Origin of the sequence: Maridesulfovibrio ferrireducens (assembly GCF_016342405.1) — a bacterium.
GTDB lineage: Bacteria > Desulfobacterota > Desulfovibrionia > Desulfovibrionales > Desulfovibrionaceae > Maridesulfovibrio > Maridesulfovibrio ferrireducens_A.
This window is the reverse complement of record NZ_JAEINN010000017.1, coordinates 60,991-82,995: the sequence shown is the minus strand read 5'-3', so window position 1 is coordinate 82,995 and position 22,005 is coordinate 60,991. Positions and strand designations below refer to the sequence as shown.

General features: G+C 42.9%; 23 protein-coding genes. 6 read left to right on the top strand and 17 right to left on the bottom strand.

Features of this window, described 5'->3' with window-relative positions; translation table 11 throughout:
* Positions 1-5: 5 nt before the first annotated feature.
* From JEY82_RS16630 to JEY82_RS16570, 14 genes are all read right to left on the bottom strand, one after another.
* The gene (locus tag JEY82_RS16630; protein ID WP_304087681.1) at positions 6-698 is read right to left on the bottom strand and encodes a hypothetical protein; all 693 of its coding nucleotides are present in this window, start codon (positions 696-698) and stop codon (positions 6-8) included.
* Positions 699-904: 206 nt separating this feature from the next.
* Positions 905-2,575 (bottom strand): portal protein, encoded by a 1,671-nt coding sequence (locus JEY82_RS16625; RefSeq protein ID WP_304087679.1) that lies wholly within the window; start codon positions 2,573-2,575, stop codon positions 905-907.
* Positions 2,576-2,688: 113 nt separating this feature from the next.
* Positions 2,689-2,808, bottom strand: a complete 120-nt coding sequence (locus JEY82_RS19715; RefSeq protein WP_369681174.1) for a Com family DNA-binding transcriptional regulator — start codon at positions 2,806-2,808, stop codon at positions 2,689-2,691.
* Complete coding sequence (locus tag JEY82_RS16620; RefSeq protein ID WP_304087677.1) at positions 2,805-3,284, bottom strand: aminobutyrate aminotransferase; 480 nt, start codon at positions 3,282-3,284, stop codon at positions 2,805-2,807. The genes JEY82_RS19715 and JEY82_RS16620 overlap by 4 nt, the downstream gene beginning before the upstream one ends.
* Before the next feature lie 12 nt (positions 3,285-3,296).
* On the bottom strand, positions 3,297-3,560 hold the full coding sequence (locus JEY82_RS16615; protein WP_304087675.1) for a hypothetical protein: 264 nt from the start codon (positions 3,558-3,560) through the stop codon (positions 3,297-3,299).
* Between the two features lie 62 nt (positions 3,561-3,622).
* The gene (locus JEY82_RS16610; RefSeq protein ID WP_304087673.1) at positions 3,623-4,171 is read right to left on the bottom strand and encodes a GNAT family N-acetyltransferase; all 549 of its coding nucleotides are present in this window, start codon (positions 4,169-4,171) and stop codon (positions 3,623-3,625) included.
* Entirely contained in the window at positions 4,171-5,712 is a 1,542-nt protein-coding gene (locus tag JEY82_RS16605) for a hypothetical protein (protein WP_304087671.1), read from the bottom strand. Before JEY82_RS16605 ends, JEY82_RS16610 begins: the two co-directional genes overlap by 1 nt.
* A complete protein-coding gene (locus tag JEY82_RS16600; RefSeq protein WP_304087669.1) occupies positions 5,684-5,962 on the bottom strand; it encodes a hypothetical protein in 279 nt (92 codons plus the stop codon). Before JEY82_RS16600 ends, JEY82_RS16605 begins: the two co-directional genes overlap by 29 nt.
* Positions 5,963-6,007: 45 nt before the next feature.
* Positions 6,008-6,232, bottom strand: a complete 225-nt coding sequence (locus tag JEY82_RS16595; protein ID WP_304087667.1) for a hypothetical protein — start codon at positions 6,230-6,232, stop codon at positions 6,008-6,010.
* A complete protein-coding gene (locus tag JEY82_RS16590) occupies positions 6,229-6,441 on the bottom strand; it encodes a hypothetical protein (protein WP_304087665.1) in 213 nt (70 codons plus the stop codon). Before JEY82_RS16590 ends, JEY82_RS16595 begins: the two co-directional genes overlap by 4 nt.
* The gene (locus tag JEY82_RS16585) at positions 6,431-6,820 is read right to left on the bottom strand and encodes a holin family protein (protein WP_304087663.1); all 390 of its coding nucleotides are present in this window, start codon (positions 6,818-6,820) and stop codon (positions 6,431-6,433) included. The genes JEY82_RS16590 and JEY82_RS16585 overlap by 11 nt, the downstream gene beginning before the upstream one ends.
* On the bottom strand, positions 6,817-7,026 hold the full coding sequence (locus JEY82_RS16580) for a hypothetical protein (protein ID WP_304087661.1): 210 nt from the start codon (positions 7,024-7,026) through the stop codon (positions 6,817-6,819). Before JEY82_RS16580 ends, JEY82_RS16585 begins: the two co-directional genes overlap by 4 nt.
* A 182-nt stretch (positions 7,027-7,208) precedes the next feature.
* Positions 7,209-8,189, bottom strand: coding sequence for an alcohol dehydrogenase catalytic domain-containing protein (locus tag JEY82_RS16575; protein ID WP_304087659.1), 981 nt, complete (start codon positions 8,187-8,189; stop codon positions 7,209-7,211).
* Positions 8,190-8,248: 59 nt separating this feature from the next.
* The gene (locus JEY82_RS16570) at positions 8,249-9,001 is read right to left on the bottom strand and encodes an N-acyl homoserine lactonase family protein (protein ID WP_304087658.1); all 753 of its coding nucleotides are present in this window, start codon (positions 8,999-9,001) and stop codon (positions 8,249-8,251) included.
* Between the two features lie 426 nt (positions 9,002-9,427).
* On the opposite strand from JEY82_RS16570, the gene JEY82_RS16565 reads away from it, so the two are divergent.
* The 6 genes from JEY82_RS16565 (at position 9,428) to JEY82_RS16540 (ending at position 17,178) form a co-directional block, all read left to right on the top strand.
* Complete coding sequence (locus JEY82_RS16565; RefSeq protein ID WP_304087657.1) at positions 9,428-10,204, top strand: DUF169 domain-containing protein; 777 nt, start codon at positions 9,428-9,430, stop codon at positions 10,202-10,204.
* A gap of 144 nt (positions 10,205-10,348) precedes the next feature.
* Positions 10,349-11,509: a sulfite exporter TauE/SafE family protein gene (locus JEY82_RS16560; RefSeq protein ID WP_304087656.1), complete on the top strand. Its 1,161-nt coding sequence runs from the start codon at positions 10,349-10,351 to the stop codon at positions 11,507-11,509.
* 98 nt (positions 11,510-11,607) lie between these two features.
* Positions 11,608-12,255: a hypothetical protein gene (locus JEY82_RS16555; protein ID WP_304087654.1), complete on the top strand. Its 648-nt coding sequence runs from the start codon at positions 11,608-11,610 to the stop codon at positions 12,253-12,255.
* A gap of 57 nt (positions 12,256-12,312) precedes the next feature.
* Positions 12,313-13,275, top strand: a complete 963-nt coding sequence (locus JEY82_RS16550) for a phosphate/phosphite/phosphonate ABC transporter substrate-binding protein (RefSeq protein ID WP_304087652.1) — start codon at positions 12,313-12,315, stop codon at positions 13,273-13,275.
* Positions 13,272-15,206 carry an ATP-binding protein gene (locus JEY82_RS16545; protein ID WP_304087650.1) on the top strand — a complete coding sequence of 645 codons (1,935 nt, stop codon included), beginning with the start codon at positions 13,272-13,274 and terminating at the stop codon, positions 15,204-15,206. The genes JEY82_RS16550 and JEY82_RS16545 overlap by 4 nt, the downstream gene beginning before the upstream one ends.
* A gap of 19 nt (positions 15,207-15,225) precedes the next feature.
* Positions 15,226-17,178, top strand: a complete 1,953-nt coding sequence (locus JEY82_RS16540; protein WP_304087648.1) for a PEP/pyruvate-binding domain-containing protein — start codon at positions 15,226-15,228, stop codon at positions 17,176-17,178.
* Positions 17,179-17,207: 29 nt separating this feature from the next.
* On the opposite strand, the gene JEY82_RS16535 is transcribed toward JEY82_RS16540, so the two are convergent.
* From JEY82_RS16535 to JEY82_RS16525, 3 genes are read right to left on the bottom strand one after another with little or no spacing between them, the layout of a single operon-like run.
* Positions 17,208-17,951, bottom strand: coding sequence for a tetratricopeptide repeat protein (locus JEY82_RS16535; RefSeq protein WP_304087646.1), 744 nt, complete (start codon positions 17,949-17,951; stop codon positions 17,208-17,210).
* 43 nt (positions 17,952-17,994) lie between these two features.
* On the bottom strand, positions 17,995-19,599 hold the full coding sequence (locus JEY82_RS16530; RefSeq protein WP_304087645.1) for a SpoIID/LytB domain-containing protein: 1,605 nt from the start codon (positions 19,597-19,599) through the stop codon (positions 17,995-17,997).
* A gap of 53 nt (positions 19,600-19,652) precedes the next feature.
* Positions 19,653-22,004, bottom strand: a complete 2,352-nt coding sequence (locus tag JEY82_RS16525) for a hypothetical protein (RefSeq protein WP_304087643.1) — start codon at positions 22,002-22,004, stop codon at positions 19,653-19,655.
* Position 22,005 lies beyond the last annotated feature (1 nt).

Below are 22,005 nucleotides of genomic sequence, written 5' to 3'. Positions count from 1 at the left end.
AAGGATCACATCTCGGCACAAAAACAACCGGGAAAACAATAAATCCCGTTAGCCTGCATCCAGTATCCCTGCTTGCCGTTTTTGCCTTTGTAAACTCTGCTTAATCCTAAGCGGATATAAACTTCTTCGCCTCCGGCAAGGGCAGTATTAAACTCATCAACCCTATCCTGTTGGATATATTTCAAAGCAGATGAATGGAAATTCAAATCCGCAATAGGAGTATGCCGGAATATTTCTCCGGACTTATCCTTAAAACTGAGTCGAAGCTTCTGCTCAACAGTCCCGACCACAGAAAGCGACAGAGACAAAGGATCAACCCTTATTGTTCTAATAGATGAATCAGGCGGTGAATCCAAAGGGACGCATCTTTTCTTAGAACTGATCGTACCGCAAAAAGCTTCATTCACAGAGTCAACAGCACTACGCTCTAGTAAATCTTTAAACGAAATTTCATCCATCATTCCAAGCCACAAATCATTTACAAAAATACAATCTTCAACATGGGGCCGTGCGGCTTTTTCGTTCGGAATAACAGTTGCTTCAACAGTCATCCCCGGATAAATCCCTTTCTGCTCAACTATAGCTTTGGTCACATACGGCAACGGTCTATGACAGATACAAGATTCAGCATCCAGCAAAGCCATACAAACATTGTCGTTATCTTTAAAACGAGTTAAGTCTGTTACAATCAACTTCATAAAACCCTCTTTACTCCCCAGTTAAAAACTTCATAACATTTATAATAAAATAACTTTTATAACATATCTTTTCAAGCTTAATATATCAACCTGCAAAATTCGAAAATTTAATATATCATATAAATGTTTGGCTAAAAACTAAAATATACATAAAAAAACGGAGCCTTTTTTAAGGACTCCGTTAAAAAAACACTTCTACTGAAATTTTATATGGAACTCATAATCTGTTCCGCTTGTCCGGCAATACCCATCACTTCATTACGATTGAACCCTGCCTGCGACAAATCTTTAATCATATCGGTGCTGGCAGATGCCGCCGCCATTCCCTGTTGCATTCGTTGCTGCTGAATCTGCATATCCCTCCTTTGAGTTCTAAACTTTTCAACTTCACCATCGGAACGCACTATCCCTGTCGGCACCCCGATCAAGTCAGCATATTCATCAACCGCACGATCCATATCAACCTTATCCAGAATTTCCGGATTTGCTCCCGCAAGCCTTCCCACAAATTCAGACAGGGACTGAATGGACTGGGTTCCGACCATCTTCTGAGCCTGAGCAAGAATTGAAATATAATCGATTCGGATATCAGCCCCGTCAAGGCAGGCCGGAGGATCCGGCAACTGCCCGGCACGAGTCAGAATACCGAAAACTCTATCGATAAGAGGGTCCAGAAGTTCGGTATGTTGACGCTCAATAACCGGACCTAACTGAATCAGCTTTTCTTCATGCCGTTCGGCAACTTCCGCAGCTGTAATCAGCTTTCGATTAGATCCCGCCATCATCATGAAAACATCATTATAAAACCCTTCGCGAATTGCAGATCTGACATCCTGAATTTTAGAACTCACCCCCGCGAGATCAGGCCGCACCTGATACAAAGGAGCAATTGAATCCTGCTGATTCTGCTCAACCGGATTCTGCCCACCGGGGAGCAGATTAAGCCGTCTCGAATACATAGAAGGAACTTTCATGGGTGGACGAAGAGTCAAATGCACCGCCTGAATCTGGCTTTTGCTCATCTCCATCAGCATTTTAACATCCGCGAGAACATCCATAGCAGGTGAACGTCCATACACATCCATTGCTGAAGTATCCCAGCGTGGAGCCATGTAAGGATTTTCCATAAACCCGCTTTCCGAAAGAATTTCATTACCTCTGCCACTCAGAATAAACACCGACTCGAAAGGCATGTTCTGTTTATCAATTTTATTAGGATTGAACTCATCACGCGGCTGAACAGCATGGAGCACATCAAACCAGTGATCACGATTGCTGGTCAAACTTGTTCGGGCAGTTGCAGGAAGCGCATCAATGCCGAACCTTTTTTCAAGCTGACGGGCTGTCATTTTGAATTCGCGATAAACAGTATCCACACGCCCCTGTGCATCGGTCGCAAGACAATACTCCCCCGCCGTCAAAGTACGAAACCTTATGCCCCGGTCAACATCCGGCTCACAATAAAGAATCCCTGTTCCGAATCCCGCAAGTTCAGTATAAAGCGAATGTATGCACGAATAAAAATTGCTTCGCGCCAAAGCTCGATACATGACTGTTTCGACTTTAGAAATCCAATCACGCACAGATTTATGCTTGGACATATCACGGTCTGCAATACCCAGCCGGAACCATGGACGCGCAGGAGAAGTAAGCCCGCCTTGAAGCCCCGCCGCTAAAATTCTTAATGACCTTGTCGCAGTGGAATCAATAATACGATTACCTTTTCTGCTCCCGTCATTAGGCTTAGTTCCATCGTATACGCCTTTTCGCGGCAGAATATAGTCACTTATCTCCCGCCAATGTCCCTCCCATGAACTGCGCTCCTGTCGAAGCATTTTCAATCGGGATTCATATCTGTTTTTATTATTTCCATTCATATTTAATCCATTTTTATCTATAAATTAAAAAGGATTTTCTACAACCTTGAAAAGACAGACCTTCAGCCTGCAAACGAAAGTCATAGAAAATCCCTTTATTTTTTAAAACTCAGCTACCGTTTGTTGCAGGAAAGTTTTACCAGTTTCTTACACTTGGGACACTTTACTTGAACTTCAATAACCTTCCCCTTCATCAACAACCTCCCGCATACGGGACACCGATGATCAATCACTGCATTACTCCTTTTGAATTTTGCAAAAAATGCTTCTCGACTTTAACAACTCCGGTAGCGCCTACAGGACCGGTAAGTATCGTCTTCTTTCTGCCAAAAGCATGAACCTTCCGCATCCTTCCTTCTGTAGCTTTTCGAGATGCTATTTTCGCATCAAGTTCAGCATTTGCCGTATCTATTTCCTGTTTCCGAATGTCATTAGGATGAAGCCACTGACCATCAATCTGATTAAAGCCCGCATTCGTCATTTCAGCCGGGGTGTACCAATGCCCGGTTGAATCCGAATACGTCCAATCCTTAGGCATTCCCCAATCTGCCGGAGCATTCAAACCCTTGCTATTAAATGAGGGATTAGTTCCGTAAGTTGTTTTATGCCATTTAAAATAACCATTAAATCCCGGTGAATCTCGGTCGAACCAGACATCGGATTTTCCAGACTTAGGTCCAGGCAGCTCCGGCCTGTAATAACTGCTCACAACTATTCCCCCTTACTGACCAAGTTTCGTCTTCTGCCCCAGAAGTGTTGCATTATCAGTTTCAGTTTGTCCGAGAACTCCCTGCCCGCTTGTAAGAACTGTCGCGCTTCTACCTTTTTTAAGACGATTCAAGCTTCGCATCTTTTTCGCATTCAACGCCTCCTCACTTTTTTGCAACTCTGTATCCAGCACCGGAGGTGCAGGTGCTGCGGTTACAGGTGGTGGCGGAGACGGCGCTACAGGTGCTGATGGTGATTTAGATCCAGATCCTCCCATGATCATTCTCCTTTCTTTTAAAATTTTAACTAGCAAACTCCCTCAAACAAAAGAGCTATAAATCAACTATTTCTAACCGCACAAAAAATTGCGGCATCCACACTTTTGTCTTCTGCTGCCCAATATGCAGCCTGTGGAAGTATTCCCACTTTTGAAAATCCAGACCTTTCTGCCATACGGCAAGCAAGGGGATTCATTACAGGAATAAGACCCTTAACGCAGTCCAGAATATAACCTCCTGACACGTCACACACTGTCAGCAAATGACGCAAAACACCTTTTCCCATCAATAATGTTTCTTTCCCGAAAAAATCCGGCATGATGGCAAGATGGACAAAACAAGAACGCTGAGCAAAACCATTCAACCAGAACAATCCTGATGGTTTGTCGTCTTTGAACCCTAAAAAGAAATGTTGTTCTTTCTTCTCCACAAGATTTTTAAAATCCTCAAAACATTCTACAGAGCCATCATAAAAAATAACCGGAATTTGGCCGGCGCACTGCATCACGTCCCAGAACCATTTCAAATGTCCCTCTGTAAGACTGACTGTTCCATCAAAATCGCGATACTTGTAGAATACAAACCCCTCCGCCGCTTCAAAGCCGTACATTATTGACCTCCTGTAAAAATATCGTAATCCATAATTCCCTGCACAGACTCCTGCTGCTGAGGTGAATTCTCGGGCCTCGGAAAAACAGCCCCAAGTGCCGGATCTAAAACCCTCGCCATGCAGTCGAGCATGTCGTCATGAGGCGCAACCGGAAAAGCCAGATATTCATCATCAATAAATTCACGCACAAGGTCCCGCTCCCGTCCCTGATGATCCATGAACCGCCCGCGCCACGGCAGCCAAAAACGGCCCTGCTCAAAAATAGGTACAAGCTTCCTGATGCGATCAGTTTTCGGTATATTTCCACCCAGCGGTTCTATGGAGAAACGATAATTCTGTTCCCCCATCACATACTGCATGTGCTCAACATCCGCCTGCTGACCGTACTTTTCATACCCCACAACCTGTGGACCATAAGCCCTGTGTAATCTGAAAAGAGCACGGGCACGTTCCGTCAAATTGAGGCGGTCGCGAATACCGTCAATCAGGTAATAATTCCTGTCCGGGCCGAGACCTATAACCAGCATTACCGTATAATCGCTGCCGACCTTTTTCTCACTCGCAGGGTCCACAAGCAGATAACGATTAAAATCACGCCACCTTGGTTTGCCACCCTGACCATGTTGATCCCATCTGTTAATCCAATCTTCTTTAAACCCCTGCACATCATCCGCTCTAGGGTCCTGCATCATCTGACAACCAAAAACATACGGCCCCATTTCGCGCCGTTTGGTTGCAAGCTGCTCTCTGGTGAGCAAAACCGGATCACCCTCAAGCGTTCCGTCAGCTGTTGCCGGAAAAATTCTCGGAACGGCGGCCTGTCTTTTCAAAATATCACGATAGGTATCATTATAATGATAGCGGGTTCCGATATATCTTTTGATCCCTTCGCGAGTTCCAAGGTTGATGGACAAAGCCCACGCCTCAGTCGTCTTGAAAATCATATCCGGCGATGAAACGGATTCACGCGTAACAACATCATCATAAATTAATCGGGAAAAATGCTTACCCGTAGGCTGTCCGTCAACAAGTCCCCAAGCTTCCACGGTTGCTTCTTTGGGATTGGACTTCCTTTTCACGATTATTCCGTCTTCTTCGGACCATTTAGGAGAATCTTTTTTAGGATTCGCAAACAACACATCACGGTAGCATTGCTTGAGTAGTTCATTGCGTTCAAATTCCATTTTGATCTGACGTAAAAAACCCTTTGCAATTGGACGGGTGTGGCTGAAAATTCCAATAGTGACCTCGGGATCTCGCAAAATATCCTGAACTGTCAGCGCAAAAGTTATGATGGTAGATTTGTAATGCTCACGGCTCCACAAATCGAGATGCCCGTCCGGATTACGCTGCACATCCTGACACCTCGCAAAAACCCATTCATTATTTGCATCAGCGCGACCAAGCAGACGAGTCAGTAAAAAAAACAAATCTTTTCGTCCCAGTTCCGCAAGAACCTGCAAGGCTTCCTTTTTCAGCTCGGCCTTACGAAGCAAGGCAGCATACCACTGATTAGCGCTGCTCAGATCCGTAAATTTCATCAAGCTTCTCCCTTAGTTCAGGACTTATTGCAGAACTGGTTTTAGTTTTTTTTACGGCGGAAACTTCTTTTTTAGCCTCACCGATGCACCATGCTTTTCGCTCCATGTCATGTCGTTTTTGCATGATGTCGAGCTTCGCTTTCAAATCCTTAACCATGTCGGAATCACTTCCTTCAACGGCAAGTGCAAAGACTTCCCGAAATCTTTCGAGCTCCTCCTTCTGGCGTTTAACAACTTCTGATTTATTCACTTTTTCGTTCTCCAAAGTTTACCTCACAACACTAAACCGATTAGCTTAATGAACACTTTTTTCACTCAGGGTTTCGTAAACTGTTGCTTCTGCCTTTTTCATGCACTGAGTGCATAGCCGAGCTTCGCGAAAAACAATTTTCCCGGCATAACGTGTCTCCATCCTGAAAGATTCAAGCCGGTCGACCCGCCCGCAACAATCACATCTGTTCCCTTCAAAAGACCCACCCAGCCATGACGCCGTATCTGCCAATAAAGCTGAAACAATCATTTAAGAGCCTCATAAACAGCCCGGGCCGTAACTCCGGCTACAATTGTTGCTGTGCCCCAAACTGTCCGTTCAAGGTTGCGAAACTTTTCCGCATGTGTATGACACCGCCTAGCCCCGTTAATTTCAGAAATATCCTCCTGAATAGACTTGACCCGCTCATCAACGCGAATCAGCAAATCGTGCAATTCGCTTCTTTCATCAGCCACCATTTTGCCTCCATGTTTTGATAACTTTTTCAGTGCTTCGGCCCACAACATAGCCACCGAGACCAAGCTCCATCAGCGACCAGAGTTGCGGCGGAAGTTCCAGCCGCGGAGCCTCCGCCCAGAACAAAGCCATGTACGGATACAAAAGATAATTATTCGCCACGATTGCAATAATCGTCAGCATCAAAATCGGCCGCCATGAACGCTGCAACCAGTTGCCGGACATTTCCGCCAACATAACTTTCAACCGGGACTCAATTTCAACAAGCTCCCCCTTACTCTGAAGCTCAACCAGTCTAAATTTAGCTTTCTCCCTTTCACCTGCATCCGGCCAAAGTTTATCGATAATGGTCGACCCAAGATCCAGAATTGAACCGATCATATGCGAACCTCCGTGACTTCAACAAAATCGGGATGCTCCCAGCCCTTCAGTTCAGGAACAGATTTGTTCCTCTTGTAATCCGACAGTGAAAATCCGAATTCAAGCCAGTCCGGATTACCTTCAACAAACTTTGCATAGCTTTTTAGAAGCCCTCTATTTTCAAGTGGATACAAAGCGACAAGTGTGTCAGTTGAACTTTCTTTCATTTCTTCCTCCCTTTTGAATAAAGAATATCGGGGAGAGCGGACATGAAACAGCCGACTCAGGTCCGGGGGGCTAATATTTATAAAAAAAATTATTCAGCAGACAAAAGAAAACCCCCTCAAATAAATCTGAGGGGGTATAAAATACATACGAAACCCGTTAACGAATAACTTAATAAAACAGTCTACATTCTAACGAGCACCTTTTTTGATCCTTTCCTGCACGCATGCGCAAAAGCTGAAACAAATTCATCAAAATTATACTCAGCTTCGATCAGACCGGATACGTCAATCAGCCGCTGCTCAAGAGTAGAAAGAGCAAGCCCGATATCTCCGCAGCGGGAACCTACAATCGAAATTTCATCAACAACAACTTTAGCAAGATTTAATGAAGTAGGTTTATGAGATGTTGTTTTTGCGACCACAGTGCCTTCCGGACGTACAAAATCAATAGCATAAGAAAGACCGTCTTCGCTTCCGGTAGCCTCAACAACCAGATCATATTTCCCCAGCTTAGAGGCCAACCCGGTCAATTCATCCGCACTTTCAATACAATAGGTCGCAACTCCCTGCGAAGATGCAATGGCAAGCTTATCTGCATGCTTTCCAATCAAAAGCACATCAGGATTATACAGCTTCAAAGCTAATGCCGTAAGTATCCCCAGCTTTCCGTCACCAAGAACCATCACCCGCATATTACCTGTTATATGGATCTGCTGGCTGACTTCAAGACCTGCGGCAAGCGGCTCGGCAAAAACAGCCGCTTCATCAGCGACATTGTCCCCAACCACATAAAGATTCTCAACCGGAACCTTAAGATATTCCGCAAATGCGCCGTCATGGTTCACTATTCCGATCACAGTTCGATTTGGTGCATGCCTCCGGTCACCGGAATATGATCCAACCGAACGATTAGCATCAAGAACGTTAATATCAGCAACGACCCTTTTCCCGACAAGTTCAGGACAATCAGGACACTCTTCAACTATCGCCACAAATTCATGACCCGGAATACCTTCAAAACCGTAATAACCTTTATGAAGCTCAATATCAGTATTGCAAATCCCGGCAATGATGACCTTCAAAAGAGCATCACCTTTTGATAGTTCAGGACGTTTTTTTTCAATTAATTCTATATTCTTATCTTTAAAATATGCTGCTCGCACAAATTATTTCCTCATCAAATAAATTACATTAATTAGGACCGTCTGCTCCAAAGCTACAATCAAGTTCCTTCAACAGTATCAACTTTGGCAAACAACGGCTCATGAAGTGGAATAAGAATATCTGCCTGCGATTTCACTTGAAGCATAATATCATATGCTTTGTAAGTGTTAACGCTGGTACCCGGAGGAATTACTTCCATCTCCATACCCGTAACTTCGAGCGGCGGGTAAAAATTTTCCATAATCACACAAAAACCTGTGATTGCCGCTAAACCGCCTTCGGTATCAACAAGCACAGTAAGCCCGCCTTCAGTGTGCACAGGCGTATGCATTACTCTGATACCGGGAACAATTTCACAATCAGCATCTACAACCTTAACCTGTCCATTTTCTTCAACATCTTCAATGTAATCTTCAAGATACCTGAAATCCAGAGGATGAGGATCATGAACATGTTCAAGCTCTTTGCGATGTGCATAAATTTTAGCATTCACACATTTATAATCATTTTCGCAATGATCGTTATGCAAATGAGTGTGAACGACTATATCTATATCTTCAGGTTTTAAACCGTATTTAGCTAACCCGTCCTCAAAGGTATAAATTTTACCTCCGAGATCACGTTCACGTTCTTCCGAAATGATAGGCTGCATTTCGCCCGTATCAACCAGAATATTTTTATCACCGCCTTCCAAATACCAACAATAAATAGGTATAATATATGGAGTTCCATAGCCCTGCTGGTATGTCATCATACCTTTATCAAATCTCTTTGTTCCCATTACGATGGGATGAATTCTATATTTACTCATTTTTCCTCCTACCCGGATGTCATCCGCCAATGACTGATTATTTATAATATGCTAACAATACGCTAGAGCCCTCCGAAAGGTAAATGATCTAAATTATACATAATTCGAAAACAACGTGAAAATTAACACAACACGACCAATTTATACTTTTTAAAAAACAAAAAGCAAGTTACATAAAAAACAATCTATTTTAAAATTGCTATTAAGACTTCGATTTTATTTATTAAAATAATACTTTGTTATCTATTTCACAATAAAAACATATTATCACACCTTTCAAACACGGTTGCCATGTGAAAAAGTTATTTTTTTCTCTATTTCATTTTTTCTTGAAAATTAAGACCCGGACTTATAATTAATCTTCAGTCATAGAAGTTATCGACCAATCCGGTCGGGTATAAATTAATAAACGGACGAGGAGGAACCATGACTTACAAAGAAATGCAAGAATTACTTATGAAGGAAATGAGACTTTACCATTACCCTGTTGCAATAAAATATTTCTACGATCAGGCTGAAGTTGATCATTTCAAAGAAAAAGCAGATTTTCACGTTCCCGTTAAAGCAATGACTTTTTGTCAGTGGGAAATTGCAGCCCGCATGAAAGGACAGATTGTCTATTCTGAAAAAGAAGGCCTTGGATGCGGAAACGCTCACTACAGCTTCGGCTGGAAGGGACTTGATGCTGCCGAAATCAAAGGACACGCTAAATATACCCGCACCCCTGAGCAGGCTGAAAAATTTATTAAAACAAAAACACAGCTCCCCGAAGGCCTTATCGGAATCGCTGTAGCCCCTCTTGGTTCAATCGACGGCCTTTTTGAGCCTGATACCGTTCACTTCTATGTTGACAACATGCAGGCATACCACCTTGCAGTTGACTACATGGCAGCAACAGATACTCATCCTCTACGCCCGAATGTCACCATGAATTCATCTGCATGCGGTGGTAGCGTTTACACTTACGTTGAAAAAGAATTCAACATGTGCCCAGCTTGTTCCGGCAGCTATAACGCAGGTAAAACCGAACGCGGCGAAATCAACGTCATGATCCCCGGTGAAAAATTTAAAGCTGTTGTTGAAAGATTAGTTGAACGCATTGAAGAAAAAGGAAGCGGAGCCATCACACGTCCAGGCGATGGATTCCCCGGCGCTGACGTTTGCAAAAACTGTCCGCTGATCGTTTTCAAAAAAGAAAAATAAAAAGCATATCAGACCGGAGCGTAAACCTTGGGGGTCGCTCCGGTTAAACAATATGAAGACGCTGGACTTTTCAAAATATTTTCGCTGCAACGAAAATATCAATGGAAAATCCGGCAAACCAACTTTCACTTAAGGAGATACATTATGTTTAAATCCCGCAAAAGCCTTATGATTATGGCTCTGGCGGCGCTGGCTGTGGTAGCTTTTTTTGAGCCAGCCTTCGCAGACAAACTTCAGGCCGCAATTGACGCCACCCCTAAAGGGACCGGCCCAGGCGAAATCAACTCAGAACTAGCAACCGGATTCCTGGGAATCAGCGGAGCTCCATCCCCCAGCCTTATTATCGGTTTTGCATGGGCAATCTGGGTAGGTTGGATTTTCTCAACTGTCGGCGCATTCGGTGGAATCATGGCTGGTGTCGGTCACATCACCATTTACGGATTCGGTGATTTTGCTTCTACTTTCAAAAAAACATCACCTGTAATGAACAAACTCGTTACAGACTCCATCCGCGTATCCAACCAGTGGCTTGTAGGTACATCCGCAGCGATGTCTTCTTACAACTACTTCAAAATGGGACGCCTTGTTCTACCTTTAGGACTCTCACTTGCCGCAGGTTCCATCGCAGGTTCTTACCTTGTTCCTTGGCTCACAGCCGGTAAAATTTCTCTTAAAGACTACATCGGATTCTTCGGTCTTTTCGTTCTTTTCCTTGGTTGTTACCTCTTTTATGAAACCTCTCCTAAAGGACAGGCAAATAAAAAACAGGCTAAAGAAGCTGCTAAAGCTTTTGAAGCATCAATCAAAAAAGAAAAAGAAGGTTGTGCAGTTGACACTGAGTGTCTTGGCGTTAAAGTTCTCAGCTTTTCTCTCACCAAGTGCATCTTCACTTTCTACGGAGTAGAATTCTCCTTTAATCCTCTGGTACCAGTTGTCGGTGGTTTTGTTATCGCATCACTTGCTTCCTTCCTCGGAGTTGGTGGCGGATTCTTGCTGGTTCCTTTCCTTACCAGTGTTGCCGGCCTTCCTATGTACCTTGTTGCAGGAACATCTGCTCTTGCCGTTCTGGTTGGTATGACAACTTCTATCTTCACTTACATGGTTGTTAAAGATACACCTGTATTCTGGCCCCTGATCGGAGTTGAACTTCTCGGAATTCTCGTCGGTTCCTTTATTGGACCACGCACTTCCAAGTACATCCCTGACGTATGGCTCAAAAGACTGTTTATCGTTCTAGCTCTTTATGTTGGTATTCGTTACACAACCAAGGGCTTCCTCGGTTACAGCATCGTGCCTCCGTTCTAAAGCCGGTACTTTTATAAGATTATAAGCACCACTACCCATAAGCCGTCCCCTGCTCCCCCACTCTTTGCAGGGGGCGGCTTCACAAACGGAGTCATTAAGTGATTGATACAAATACAATTTTCGCAATTTTAGATACTATACTGATTACCCCCTACCGTATTCCAGTCCCCTCAGTTGCGGCGTTCTGGTTCGGAACAGCGGTATTTGCATTATGGTGCACAGTCGCGGGCGAAATCAGTATGGCACTGGTATATTTATGGAACAGAAAATATTATACCGATCTCAATCAAAAAATGACCCGCATGCACAACATTTCTGTTGAAGCCATCCGTCGTCAGAATAAGAAAGTTTTTAAATCGGCAAATGACTGGGCTAATGAATATTTCGGAAAAGTATTTTTCTCACACGCAGCTCTTTTTGCGGTATCACTCTGGCCGGTAGCCTTCGCTCTCGGATGGTTGCAGGAAAGATTCGGTGGAATTTCGGTTCATAACATCCCATATTTTGATTTTGGATTGGGTTATCCTTTTGTTTTCATTCTATCTTATATAGTAGTAAGATATTCTTTCTCGAAAATTAGAAAATTTATTCCGTTCCTTTGTAAAGTTGACGAACTAAGAGAAGAAGATGCTCTTAGCGCCGGAGAAATGACCTCATGGACCGAACTTGCGCCGGAGTTTAAAAAAAAGACTTCACCCAAAAAAGATTGCAAAATTTCACAATGCCCGGCTGAAAACAACTCTTAGATCTTTCCCTTACTCGGCATACCAAGGGAAAAGGTTTTTTCTCTTACAGGAAATAACATGCTGAAACTAAAGTTTTTAATCCCTACAGTTCTGTTACTGCTTGGCATAGCACTATATCTTCGCGGACAGGGGCTGGATGAAAACATAGTTAAAGTCGATATGTCTGTACGGGAAGAAATAAGAGTTCCTGAACCTGAGCCAGCCATAACATACGCCTATCTCCCCCAATATTCTCATAAAGTTTCATACCAGAGACATAATAAACTGATCGAATACCTTTCCCAAGAAACAGGTCTTTCTATCCGTCAGGTTTTTCCTAACACGTTTGAGGAACACCGCCGCATGGTTGAAAAAGGCGATATTGATATCTCCTTTTCAAACCCCATGACTTACATACGGATAGCAAACGGCGGAGCTGCGGCTTTCGCTCGTATAATAGAGCCGTCAGGTAGTCCCACTTTCAGAGGACAGATCATTGCAAGACGAGACAACCGCTTTATCCACAAAACAAAAGATTGTATCGGCAAAAGCTGGATTGCTGTTGATCCTCTTTCTGCCGGAGGTTACCTTTTCGTTCTAGGTCTTTTCCTGGATAACGGAATAACCGCCGCAGATTTTAAAGAAATAGCCTTCGCTGCCGGACCGGGCGGAAAACAGGAAAAAGCAGTTCTCGCTGTATACGCAGGAAAATACGATTTCGCGTCAATCCGTGAAGGCACCCTTGATATAGTCAAAGACAAAGTAAATATTTCAAAAATTAAAGTTATAGCCGAAACAAAGCCTTACCCAAGCTGGGTCTACGCAGCCCGCAAAGATCTTGATCCTAATATAAAAGAACTTATCGCAAACGCAATGTTCAAGCTTTCCATGAACGATCCCGAACAGGCGGAAATTCTTAAGCAGGCGGGAATACGTGGAATTATCCCAGCACAAGACGACGATTATAATTCAATCCGGACTCTCGCAGAAGAACTTGGACTTAATAATTATCAGAAAAAAGAACGGAGGGTTAAAGAATGATCTTTCTCTCACGTCTGCGCTTTCGCACAAAAATTAATCTGGGATTAACCTTAATTGTCGTTTTTACAGCTCTGATTATTGCTCTTTTTGTTACCAGTATGGCATCAGAAGCGCTCGTCGATCAGACTCGCAAACGCGGTAAAGTTCTTGCCGGTAATCTAGCTCTCAGAGCGGAAGACCCACTGCTTTCAACAGACCTTCTGCAACTTGAATCAATGGTTAACGAAGTTAAAGAAGCTGATGACGAAATCATCTATGCTTTTATTCTGGATGATAAAGAAAGGGTTCTTGCCAGCACCTTCAGAGAAGGATTCCCCGTACAACTCCGAGAGGCAAACTCTTCGGGTAAACAAATTAATGCGATAATGATCGATACTGGTTCGCAGAAAATTTATGATTTTGCCGCACCTATCTTTATTAGTGAAAAGAACCTCGGAACAGTCCGCATAGGACTATCAAGAGCCGGCATTCAAAGCGTTGTCCAAAATTTAATCTTTGCTATTTCAGCTCTCACGGGTGCAGTTCTGCTTGTTGCAGTCTTAGCCTCCACACATTTCGCAAGGCGCATGACATTCAGATTAGGTACTCTTCAAAAACATGCCGTTGATATTGTCCGCACTCACCTCGGCCCGGAAATAAGTAATGAATCTACTCATGAGAATAATCACAATTCTTCTAGAAAAAATTTAAAAGGTGATGAGATTCAAGAATTAACCGAAACCTTTGATGCAATGGCAATGAATCTAGAAAGCCATATCGAAGACCTTGAGATAACCGAAACAAACCTGACCAGACAAAAGGAACTTCTCAAAACTATTATCAATGTCTCACCGGACTACATTTCTTTGATAGGCCCGGCTTATACCTATCTGGCAGTTAACAAGCCTCTTGCCAAACACATAGGCAAAACAGAAGAAGAAATTATCGGACTAAAAGACGAAGATCTTTTTTCCACACATGAAGCTCTAGTAAGAACTGAAGAAATTAGGAAAGTTCTGAATACCGGAAAAATAATTAACAAAGAAACCCGCGAACAAGATGATAATTATTCCACGGTCCGCTGGTTCCATACAATTAGAGTTCCTGTCTATTCTGAAAGCAGCAAAATTATCGGAGTTCTCTCGACGTCTCGCGAAATTACCGAACTTAAAAGTTATCAGGCACAGCTTATTCAGTCCCAAAAGATGGAATCAGTTGGTAAACTGGCTGGAGGTGTTGCCCATGAAATAAACACACCGCTCGGAATTATTCTTGGATATGCTCAACTTCTGCAAGATGATATCTCTCCAGACGATCAGATTTCTAAAGATCTTAAAATCATCGAAAAACAAGCCCGCGTCTGTCGTAAAATTGTTTCCGACTTGCTCGGTTTTTCCAGACAGACCGAAAGCGAAAAAACCGAAATGTGTTTTAACAACTCTATTCTTGAAGTTGTCCAGCTAGTCAGTCACACCTTTAAACTTGAGCATATTGAAATAAGCACAAAACTTGATGATCGCTTCCCAATCATTCACGGAGACCCTGAAAAACTTAAACAGGTTTGGCTGAATCTGCTTTCAAACGCGATGGAAGCTATTGATGATCAGGGCTCTATCCAGATTACAACAATTTTAGATATATCAACCATGACCATCACAGCCTTGTTTGCTGACACGGGACATGGTGTAGAGCCTCAAAAAATAGGCTCAATTTTTGACCCATTCTATTCGACAAAACCTGTCGGCAAAGGAACAGGGCTTGGCCTTTCCGTCTCTTTCGGGATAATAAAAGATCACGGAGGTAGCATTGAGGCAATCAGTCCTCTTCCAAAATCAATTCTTGCGGGAATGAATGCCCCGGATGATACAGGTCCCGGAACTCTTTTCAAAGTGGTCCTGCCTCTGGATGCAATATCAGCAGTAGAACAAGTCATGAACACAGGTTCAGTTTAATCCATAACGGTATATAATTATGAAATTTCGCCAACTTTTTAATCACTGGACATACGAAACCTTCCCTCCGGGCAGACTGCTCAGGCGAAGATATAATTCTTTTAAAATGTTGATGGATCTTGAAGAAGAATGTCTTTTCATAATCTCGCGTATTGAAGACATAGGATTCGGACTGAGCGAAGTAGACTGGGCAAATATAGAAAAACTTTCCATTGATCTTGGAAATAAAGTTCAGTTAATGCTTGAACAATTACAGTCAATGAATCCAGTACGCTTTATGGATCTGATGGATTATTATAACAAAATAAATTTTTATGTGCGCATGGCGGTAACCGTGCCCGACCCTGAAATTCCAGTTCCGTTTACCATCCCCCTCTCAGAATCAACAACCCATGCCACACATGCTGGAGCAAACGCCGTAAACCTTGCCCGCATAATAACAGAGACAGATATTCCGGTTCTGGATGGAATAGTTATAGGCTCGGGTGTTTACAATTACTTCATTGAAGCCAATGACTTAAGAATACATATTGACCATATTTTAGAGTCGGTAACCACCACAGAAACTGATCAATTACAAAGCACATCCGAGGCTCTGATCTCACTTTTTATGAAAGGTCAAATGCCAGACGTAATAACCAATGAACTTGAAATTGCTGCGCTTGAAACGTCAAAAGGCGGCAACTTACTTACTCTATCAGCCAGTGTTACCCCCGAAGATAAAACCTGCGTACTTCCTGAAAACAGTATCAAAGTTCAAAATATAAAACCGCAGGATATAGTCAGCGCTTGGAAAAAAGCCGTGCTCTGTAAATTCTCACCAGAATCCATAAACGCACGCATTAAGCTTGGCTATTCAAATAGAGAAACTCCTGTAGCGGTAATTATTCAGCCAGAGATCAACACACAGGATTCCGGTTTAATCGAAACGATGCACAACGCAGAAATCTCGCTTCCTCCGGCAGATCAAGAATTAGGATGCTCCATAATTTTAAGTAAAAAAGACTCCGCCCCGTTTATCTTTTCGAGACGAGAAAAACAGCGCATGCTTTCACATCCCGAACAACAATCTCTATCTCTCCACTCTGCCAAAACAATTGCTGCAAGTGGATATCAAATAGAAGAAGTGCTCGGTGAACCTCAAAAATGTGAGTGGATTACAGACCTTCGCAACCAAGTCTTAATAACATCAACGGAACCTTATCCAAACAAAGGAACAAGGGCTGTTGACCGCATGAAGCGGACTTTACAATATATTGCAAACTTGAATATTTCTGCCAAAAACACAGAAATGTTTTTGCCTGAAAAAAGTAAATCAATGTATGATCTTGTTCGCTTTGCCAACGAAAAAGCCGTTTCGGAAATGTTTTCTCTGGTTAGTAAAGAAGGACTTGGATTAGACGGGGCAAAACATCTCACAGCGCGCCAGCCTATATCACTGACAGTGCTGAACCTCGAAGACGGACTTTTCACCACCGCTGCGGGAAAAATGGAAATAACCCCCGATGACATAAAATCATCTCCAATGTGGGCACTCTGGTTCGGACTAGGCTCTAAAAGACCGGGCTGGTCTGCGGAAAACTCCGTTGACGGATATGCTATTCTCTCAAAAACATATCTAAATATTAAACTTAAATCAGAAAAAGATTTATCAGAAATAGATGCTGTATGTGATCCGGAAATCGAAAAGAATCATATTCACTTTAGATTTAAAGGCGGCGAAGGAACCCCGGATGAACGCATAGCCAGAATCGAATTTATTAAAAACATTCTCGCTCCTCTTGGTTTCGAAATAACCAATCAGGGTGATTTAATAGAAGCGGTGCATAAAGCCGCAACCGAACCGGAGATACAAAAAAAACTGGCGACAATCGGACATATAGTAGCCCATATAGCGATAAGCAATCCTGTTGCACAAAATTCGCAGCAAGCAATAAAAGAGGCTGTGATATTCAGCGCAGGACTAGGATAAAGCTCTAATCGTGACGACCTGAAATAACGCTAACTGATCTTTGATTTCTTATGAATCTGAACGAGAAAATGCACTAATTTATCCTCAATTTCCCGATCATCAACATATTCGATAATCAATTCTTTGGCTTCATCCAGACTGTATTCCTGTAAAAGCTCACGCAACCGTTTTCTTAATTCAGCCTTTTTTCTATTTACAATAAGATCTTCCAAAATATCCGTGGCGTAGTCATAATCTTTTTTACTCAGAGCCTTTCGAAAACTTGTGCGCATAAAATGAGAATAAACTCTGCCGGAAATCCCCGAAAGTAACATACCCAGCCAGACACCTACAACAAGCGTGATGAGATCCGCGGCCCTTTCTTTGGCAATGCCCACCCATTCGGAAAGTTCTCTATCTTTAAGCAGATCCTGAGTTTTACGCATCTCCAGAATAAGCCGTTTTGCGACCAGATTATTGGTATTAATTTCAAGGGCGTGTCTGAACTGAGTTTCCGCGGCCTCAAGATCTCCCATTTTATAATACGCCCTGCCGAGCAGACTGAAGAGCCAATCTGAACGCGGATATACCCGCAGACAAGCCTCCAGATTTGATATCGCGAGTTCATACTCCTCACAATCCATATATTCCTGAGCGGCCCTTCCGCAGGATAACTCCGTAACAACATCTGCATTCACATCCTGCACAGCGGCACGGCCTTCAATAATGCCTACAAGAATCGTCAGCGTAACAACAAAACAGATAATCCACACAATTCTTTCAACTTTATTCATTTATAACCTTTGCACCCTTTCAATAGCTAAAATATCAAGACACTTACCATAACTGCTTAAGATCTGTGTCGGGATAATAAAAATCCAGAATAGTACTATACTTATTTTTCTTACCCATTTCGGCGGCTCCCCACTGGGAATACCCTACACCGTGTCCCCATCCATGACCTGTAAAGACATAGTAATCTTTTTTCTTTTCGATCTTTAAAAGAATGTCCGGCAATGACAAAACTCTGGAACTTCCCAAGGTCGTGCGTGTGCGAACATCTTTCTGACCACCTTTATACTTAATCCTGACTTTAATAATTCTTCCTGACGGCCCTTTTTCCAGAGCTTCAATAGACTGTATCCCCGGAACAGAAATACCTATCTTTTTAAGCTTAGCTTCAATATCGCCGGATCTGAACTTACGATTCCACGAAGCCATCTTTCCTTTAAGACTTGCCGGATCTTTCTGGGCAATAAGATATTTTTTACCGGCACCGAAAATAGCCTTAGAATCCGCGGTGAAACCGCCACTGTTAGCAGTATACTGTGAAAGGATAGGCTTCTTTTTATATAGAACGACCTGACCGCGAGTGTCCTTAACAGCCTTATTTGTCCGCTTATCTTCACGATCCACACCGGCATACATCTGATCATAAGTATCTGCATAAACATCATAAAAAAGATGGGTACGATGAAGCTTCTGGTAATAAGCATAAGTTCTTGCCGCTACGGCTTGAGCTTTGAGAGTCTCTTCCGGCCAAGAGGCATAAGATTCAGCAGGGACCACAGACTTCAAATATTCTTCAATCGAAACAATATTTAAAATCAGCAATTTTCCACGTCGTATACTCACATCGACCACTCCGCGAACTTTTTTTGATTCTTTACCATAAGCAACCTTAAGCGGCACTTTTGAAGTAAACTTGATTCGTGTAGCAGTAACTTTTCTACCGTTTAAAGCCAGTTTATTACCGGATATTGCAACCTTATATTCAGTACCGCACCCCAGCTCCCCAGCGCAAATCTCATCGTTTTTTGTCCCGACCGATACAGTCATCGAATTAACCCTGCGGCTGAGACAAACTCTGAGACCAGGTTCTTCGCCGACCGGAGTGGGTTTCACTTCAGGCTCAGGCTTAACAGGTTCCTTCATTGTAGAAATTATAGCTTCCGCCTGATACCTGAATCGTCCCACCGGGAATTTTTTTATGTACTCTTTGAATACAGAGCGAGACTGCTCGTATTTACTCATCTGATAATAAAGAAAACCGAGCCGATAAAGAGAGGTTTCGGCTTGCTCCGGATACTTTTTACCAACCTCTTTATATATTTCAGCCGCTTTTTCAGGAGCATCTAGAAAAGTGGAAAGCACCATTGCTTTGCCGAACATGGCATGCGCGCGGGTTTTAGCTAACGGAGAATAATCAATAGCCGTGTCATACTGCTCAATAGCTTCAAAATATTTACCTATATCAATAAGATAGCTGGCATAATTAATATGCCACTGCGCCTGAACCTGATCTTCCAAATCCGAGGCCGAATATTGCTGAACCGTCATCGGAATACGCGACGCGGCAGATGCTGATTCCGACATTGCCGGACCGCAAAAAAGAATTGCTGCAAGCAAAGATATAAATAAAACTGAATTATACTTTTTCATAATAATATCTCTTCTTCTAATACAGATTAAAAAGCGGCTTGCGTCTGTTTGCATCATTTTTCATCAGATTTTTCAGCCCCTTTCTTGCCACCAATATGATCCAGATAATCTTTCATATAAAGCAGGCTGCTGTCTGTCGGGCTGAGAGTCAAAGCTCTTTCAAGAACTTGTCTGGCCTGCCCAATTTCGCCTTTATTAAGTAATCTCCGCACATAAAGCTGATGCAATCGCACATCATACGGGAACTTTGAAAGTCCTTCGCTCAGAACTTCTGTCAGCCGGACATCATCACCAAGGGCCAGCAATGTATAAGAAAGATAGAGAAAAATATCTCGATCATCTTTGAGTTTTAAAGCCTGTTCGAGCTTCTGATAAGCATCACCGTATTGCTGATTATGAAAAGAGAGCACGCCCTCTGCTTTGAGCTTGCTGAATCTTTCTTCCAGCAACTTCGGAGTGATGGTTTTATCGTCAATCAATACAATTTTGCGCCCGTGAGGATATGGTGCATCAAGTATGGACTTAACAAGCACATCTCCTTTCACTTTCATTTTATCAGATGAAGCCGTTCCGAAATAATTCTCTTCGACCACAAGCTTCGAACGCGAAAGTATATTGATATCATTATCAAAAATATTATTTTCCCGAATATTACTGTTGCCACCGTTAAATTCAAGCCCTGTGGTACAATTACTAATGCTTGAGCGGACAACCGAACCGTTGCCGGAACTTAATATAATCCCGATTTTCACACCGGAAACACGCAATCCCGTAAAATCATATCTTCCCATCTTTGAAACTTTCACCGCGAACTCACTGCCGCCGCCACCGCTAAAACTTGAAGATCTGATTTCGGAATATCCTCCACCGTTTGTAACGGCCCGCGAAAAACCGGAAAAATCACAAAGCGAAAGGACGGCACTACCGCCTGAAAGCACTTTTATGCCTTCTGTGTTTGCTGATTCAAATTTTACAGGAGAACGAATTTCACCGAGCGACTTAAGCTCACCCGCAACATCCATCCGTGATCCATCACTAAATTTAATTTTTGTACCGGGAAGTATGGTAAAACTTGCACCCTGCGGCACAGAAACAGGAAATTTTATTAAATAATTACCTTTAACTAAAACACCTCTCAGTTCCCCGAAAAGTTCGCGCTCATCAAATTGCGGAACGACTACTTTTAATAAACCGTCAGACGCGGACAGATTACCGGCCCGGTCCATAGTACGAACTCGGTAATAAACGGTCCCCCCTTGCAAAACTTCACTATCGAGAAAAGAAACACCCTGTGTTCTGCCGACCACTTCAAATAAGCCAACCGGATCAATTCCCTTTTCAATCACGAAATCTTCAAGATCTAAGGCCGTCGGAACTTCCCAAGTTAGTTCAACACCCTCTTTACCGGCACGTCCTGTAACAAATTCAGGAACAGGAGGCAGCTGTCCATCAACAGTAACAAGCGACCCCGCTTCAACCCACAACCTTTCTATACCATTCGATTTCCGCATCCTGATCAAAAGAGTCTCATCTACCCCTTTATCGCCTTCATGAACCACATAAAAACCTTCATAAATGCCTTCGGATGTCTGAGACAACGGAATATTTTTCTTAAATTCACCGATATCAAAAGAACACTTTAAGCCCGGCTCAGCATCAACCCGCACGGCAATTCTTTTGCCGACGCCGAAAAGTTTATTATCTACATTAGTATCAACAGAAACAACTTGTGGAAGTTTCGGCCCCTTAGGGCAATCAGGAAGCATCTGAGCCAAATTCCAAGCCCAGTCATAAATAACCATGCGCATCTGCCTTCTGGCAGGATCAGAGAAAACCTCTTCCAAAATCGTTCCGGCAAGCGAAAAAAGTCCCGTTGGAACAGATACTCTGCGCTTGGAAGCACTCTCGCTCCACTTACCGACAAGTTTGTCAGCCGAATTAACTATTTCAACCTCTGCGTCCAACTGAAAAAGATCAAAAGCCACGGCTGTAATCATATCCGCACTTGAAATATTTATTCTTACAATGCCGTCAGCGTTCAGAATTTTGCACAGCTCCTCACTGCTCATGGTTTTCCAGTCGCTGTCTTTGCCGAGACCGGAAAGACCGTTATCAACAACGCTTTTCTGTAAAGGTAAATACCCCTTACCTGCCAACTGATTATAAATTGCACTTCTAGCAATATCAGCCACAAAGGTTCTATCATCATCTACAATCAATATAGATTTGTGGACTGTAGAATTTTCAGAATGCGTCATATACTGGGCAGGCAGAATTGCAATTCTATACGGAATTGCGTCCTCTTCAGTGTATTGAACGGACTGATGTTTAGTTTTTGTTGGAATACATCCGGCCATCATCATTACAACCAAAACCGGAACCAAAATAAAAATAATCTTTTTCATA

What these genes read in the sequence shown, in the direction of transcription:
- JEY82_RS16630 (WP_304087681.1), bottom strand. Translation starts at nt 698, where the DNA reads ATGAAGTTGATTGTAACAGACTTAACTCGTTTTAAAGATAACGACAAT.
- JEY82_RS16625 (WP_304087679.1), bottom strand. Translation starts at nt 2,575, where the DNA reads ATGAATGGAAATAATAAAAACAGATATGAATCCCGATTGAAAATGCTT.
- JEY82_RS16615 (WP_304087675.1), bottom strand. Translation starts at nt 3,560, where the DNA reads ATGGGAGGATCTGGATCTAAATCACCATCAGCACCTGTAGCGCCGTCT.
- JEY82_RS16610 (WP_304087673.1), bottom strand. Translation starts at nt 4,171, where the DNA reads ATGTACGGCTTTGAAGCGGCGGAGGGGTTTGTATTCTACAAGTATCGC.
- JEY82_RS16605 (WP_304087671.1), bottom strand. Translation starts at nt 5,712, where the DNA reads ATGAAATTTACGGATCTGAGCAGCGCTAATCAGTGGTATGCTGCCTTG.
- JEY82_RS16595 (WP_304087667.1), bottom strand. Translation starts at nt 6,232, where the DNA reads ATGATTGTTTCAGCTTTATTGGCAGATACGGCGTCATGGCTGGGTGGG.
- JEY82_RS16590 (WP_304087665.1), bottom strand. Translation starts at nt 6,441, where the DNA reads ATGGTGGCTGATGAAAGAAGCGAATTGCACGATTTGCTGATTCGCGTT.
- JEY82_RS16585 (WP_304087663.1), bottom strand. Translation starts at nt 6,820, where the DNA reads ATGATCGGTTCAATTCTGGATCTTGGGTCGACCATTATCGATAAACTT.
- JEY82_RS16580 (WP_304087661.1), bottom strand. Translation starts at nt 7,026, where the DNA reads ATGAAAGAAAGTTCAACTGACACACTTGTCGCTTTGTATCCACTTGAA.
- JEY82_RS16570 (WP_304087658.1), bottom strand. Translation starts at nt 9,001, where the DNA reads ATGAGTAAATATAGAATTCATCCCATCGTAATGGGAACAAAGAGATTT.
- JEY82_RS16565 (WP_304087657.1), top strand. Translation starts at nt 9,428, where the DNA reads ATGACTTACAAAGAAATGCAAGAATTACTTATGAAGGAAATGAGACTT.
- JEY82_RS16560 (WP_304087656.1), top strand. Translation starts at nt 10,349, where the DNA reads ATGTTTAAATCCCGCAAAAGCCTTATGATTATGGCTCTGGCGGCGCTG.
- JEY82_RS16550 (WP_304087652.1), top strand. Translation starts at nt 12,313, where the DNA reads ATGCTGAAACTAAAGTTTTTAATCCCTACAGTTCTGTTACTGCTTGGC.
- JEY82_RS16545 (WP_304087650.1), top strand. Translation starts at nt 13,272, where the DNA reads ATGATCTTTCTCTCACGTCTGCGCTTTCGCACAAAAATTAATCTGGGA.
- JEY82_RS16540 (WP_304087648.1), top strand. Translation starts at nt 15,226, where the DNA reads ATGAAATTTCGCCAACTTTTTAATCACTGGACATACGAAACCTTCCCT.
- JEY82_RS16535 (WP_304087646.1), bottom strand. Translation starts at nt 17,951, where the DNA reads ATGAATAAAGTTGAAAGAATTGTGTGGATTATCTGTTTTGTTGTTACG.
- JEY82_RS16530 (WP_304087645.1), bottom strand. Translation starts at nt 19,599, where the DNA reads ATGAAAAAGTATAATTCAGTTTTATTTATATCTTTGCTTGCAGCAATT.
- JEY82_RS16525 (WP_304087643.1), bottom strand. Translation starts at nt 22,004, where the DNA reads ATGAAAAAGATTATTTTTATTTTGGTTCCGGTTTTGGTTGTAATGATG.